We start from the raw sequence: 2,902 nt of genomic DNA on the forward strand, positions 1-2,902 counted from the left end.
ACATTACCCATTAGCACTGAACTTTTACAAGAATTGAAGTTAAAAATTGTCCAAAAATAGCTCAATACGGTTCTGGTGCATGGGTAGGGTTGACAATAATTTGGCTAGAGGAAATCCAAGTTTCCTGTATGCGCCAGCCAACCCGATCGCCGAAATGCCACTACCAAAACCTGCCATCTTTGCATAAGTACCATACAGGGGAATTTGCAAATTCGCTGTGTGGGTGATGAGGAAAATGGCTACTGCCACAATGAACTGGGGCCGTTTCATTGTGAAACTCTTCTGCGAATAATTTTCTGCCAACTGATGCGGTGGATGGCGATGATATTGCAGTTGAATGCCGTCCCATCCTGCTTTGTCACTGGAGAGTAACGGCGCTTCAGGGTAAAGCTTCAGCACATCATCCTGCTGAACAAAGTCAACAACTAATATATCTGAAGTTAGCATTGCTTGGCTCCTTCTATGGAACTGGATACTGATCAAATTGCTGCATCAGATGCAGTAGCTCAGTTTGGCTGGGTTGCCGCCCGTTTTCGGTTAACCGGGCTAACCCCTCAAAGTACTGCTCCCGTGAGTCGGCAGGACAAAAGAGGATCAGTAGGGTCGATCTCACTGTTCCAGGATTAGAGAACCCATGCGGCGTATTTTCTGGCACGAGCATCATTGCGCCCGGTGCAGCCATAATTGTTTGCCGATCCAACAGCAACTCCACTTCTCCCTCCACCACATAAAATATCTCGGTCAATTGCTTGTGGATGTGTGGACTGGCTCCTTTCGTTCCTGGTTCCATAACAAATTCAAACAAGCCAAAGTGTCCATTTGTGTTCTCCCCAGTCACTTTGAATGTGCAGGTACTGGTGCCGAGTTTAACGGACTTTCCTTCACCGGGTTGCAGAACAATCGGTAACGACATCAGAAGCTCCTCTGGATTAAGAATTGGGAATTGCAGCAACCGCGTCTATCTCAAACAATAGCCCCTCGACTGCTAATTTCGGTACAGGAATCAAAGTACTGGTAGGTTTGCGATCGCCCGGCCACACCTCATTCCGTGCGGCTGAGATCAATTGCTGTTTTTCGGCATCGTGATCAACTGAGAGGACTGTAATTTTCACAACGTCTTCTGGGGTTGCCCCAACTGCTGCTAATGCTGCACGAAGGTTAGCAAATGCCTGTTTCAACTGAGCCGCAAAGTCAGCCGCAACCAGATTGCCCGTCTCATCCATGCCCAATTGACCTGCGATATAGACAAGAGTTGTGTTAGCGGGAACCGTTACAACATGGGTGAAACCGTAATGAGATGGATCGAAGAATCCAGGGGGATTGAGGTGTTGAATTTGTTGAACCATGATTTGACTCCTAAATCAATTTTATTGAAAGTTGCCAGTGCAGGAGATCAACCGAGTGGAGACACAATTGCTCAGGCATAGCGATCGGACATCGCCGGAATATCAATCTCTTTCACACAGGAGACGCGCGATAATTGACGCAAACAGCGCAGTAAGAGAACCAAATCCTGCATCGGAATTTGCCTGCTGTTGTAGGTTTGGATTGCTGCCTCTGCCCCAGCTTCATAGGCAATTTCTGCCGCAATACTACCTGGGTTGAGCGAAGTCACTGGAATACGATGCTCTCGTAAACATTCCCGCAGGGCATGAACCACACCCCGCAGACCAAATTTAGATGCGGTATTCGCCACTTCCGGTGCGCCAGAGTTATCTAAACCCGAAAGCGAACTCATATAGACAACACGGGGATTGCTTGAACGCTTGAGATTTGGCAACAACCGATGAGTACAGAGAATAGCAGCCAGCAGATTCACTTGGATAATTTGTTCCATCTCCTCTAGAGTGGATTGTTCAAAGGAATAGGTTGGCTCAAACGCATTCTCCTCCCAAATCCCGGCGTTGTAGAACAGAAAGTCAACCGCGCGATCGCCAATTGCCTCAGCCACTTTGACCGCAGCAGTCTGAGTAAGCGACAAGTCTGCCGGAATCCAAACTCTAGACACTTGATCAGCGCGATCAAGGCTAGGAGGGCGAGTTCTGGAGATGAGAAACACCGTATCGCCTGCATCTGGCAACCCAACACTGAAGCCTAAGCCAACGCCGCGACTAGCTCCAAAGATCGCAATATTTGCCATTACTGCACCAACTTGAGAAGTTGCGACTTTATAAAGAAAAACCTTTAGTAAGAATCATAAGTGCTTAACTTGACTTTGTAAAGCTTTTTCTTTAATTTGTTAAGTATGAAAGCAGAATCAACTAGCGTTCGGACTCGACGGGTGATCGTCCAATATCTCAAACAGGAAGGAGCAACGGATGCGGAAACGCTAGCCTCCCACTTGAACATCACCGCAATGGCAGTGCGGCAGCATATCTACGCGTTGCAAAAAGAAGGATTGGTGACGTACCAGAAAGAAGCACGTCCGATGGGACGGCCTGCCAAGTTATGGGAGTTAACGCCTGCTGCTGATCGTTTCTTCCCCGATCGCTACGCTGAGTTAACGTTGGGTCTGATTAACTCAATGAAAGAGGCATTTGGTGAAGAGGGATTTGATCGGCTATTGGAAGTCAGAACTCGCGAACAAATTCAAGCGTATCGAGCAATCATGCCTCGGCATGCTCCGCTTCAACAGCAACTAGAAGCGTTAGCAGTGCAGCGAACTGAGGAAGGCTACATGGCAGAGGTCACGGCTCAAGCCGATGGCACTTTTCTCCTCGCTGAAAAGCATTGCCCTATTTGTGCGGTGGCAACTGCTTGTACCGGGCTTTGTCGAATGGAGTTAGAAATCTTTCAAACGGTTTTAGGTAACGATGTGAGCATTGAACGAATTGAACACATTTTGGCAGACGATAGACGTTGTGTATATCTGGTTATCAGTACTTAAACCAAATTAAAGAAG

Annotated in this window: 5 protein-coding genes; 1 reads left to right on the top strand and 4 read right to left on the bottom strand. The window is 47.6% G+C overall.

The annotated features are described in order from the left end of the window. Positions 1 to 39 precede the first annotated feature (39 nt). The 4 genes from IQ229_RS22000 to IQ229_RS22015 all read right to left on the bottom strand — a co-directional run bounded on the left by IQ229_RS22000 (position 40) and on the right by IQ229_RS22015 (position 2,140). Entirely contained in the window at positions 40 to 447 is a 408-nt protein-coding gene (locus IQ229_RS22000; RefSeq protein ID WP_194047384.1) for a hypothetical protein, read from the bottom strand. Between the two features lie 13 nt (positions 448 to 460). Then, positions 461 to 838, bottom strand: coding sequence for a cupin domain-containing protein (locus tag IQ229_RS22005; RefSeq protein WP_199349870.1), 378 nt, complete (start codon positions 836 to 838; stop codon positions 461 to 463). Positions 839 to 929: 91 nt separating this feature from the next. Then, the gene (locus tag IQ229_RS22010; protein ID WP_194047386.1) at positions 930 to 1,346 is read right to left on the bottom strand and encodes a RidA family protein; all 417 of its coding nucleotides are present in this window, start codon (positions 1,344 to 1,346) and stop codon (positions 930 to 932) included. Positions 1,347 to 1,417: 71 nt separating this feature from the next. After that, positions 1,418 to 2,140, bottom strand: a complete 723-nt coding sequence (locus tag IQ229_RS22015; RefSeq protein ID WP_194047388.1) for an SDR family NAD(P)-dependent oxidoreductase — start codon at positions 2,138 to 2,140, stop codon at positions 1,418 to 1,420. A gap of 105 nt (positions 2,141 to 2,245) precedes the next feature. Between IQ229_RS22015 and IQ229_RS22020 the strand changes: the two genes are divergently transcribed. Continuing rightward, a complete protein-coding gene (locus IQ229_RS22020; RefSeq protein WP_194047390.1) occupies positions 2,246 to 2,887 on the top strand; it encodes a helix-turn-helix transcriptional regulator in 642 nt (213 codons plus the stop codon). Positions 2,888 to 2,902: the final 15 nt, after the last annotated feature.

This window comes from Nostoc cf. edaphicum LEGE 07299, from assembly GCF_015207245.1.
Classification (GTDB): domain Bacteria; phylum Cyanobacteriota; class Cyanobacteriia; order Cyanobacteriales; family Nostocaceae; genus Nostoc; species Nostoc edaphicum_B.

Bases quoted from the DNA above. Each gene is read 5' to 3' on its own strand.
- IQ229_RS22000 (WP_194047384.1), bottom strand. From the start codon at position 447: ATGCTAACTTCAGATATATTAGTTGTTGACTTTGTTCAGCAGGATGAT.
- IQ229_RS22010 (WP_194047386.1), bottom strand. From the start codon at position 1,346: ATGGTTCAACAAATTCAACACCTCAATCCCCCTGGATTCTTCGATCCA.
- IQ229_RS22015 (WP_194047388.1), bottom strand. From the start codon at position 2,140: ATGGCAAATATTGCGATCTTTGGAGCTAGTCGCGGCGTTGGCTTAGGC.
- IQ229_RS22020 (WP_194047390.1), top strand. From the start codon at position 2,246: ATGAAAGCAGAATCAACTAGCGTTCGGACTCGACGGGTGATCGTCCAA.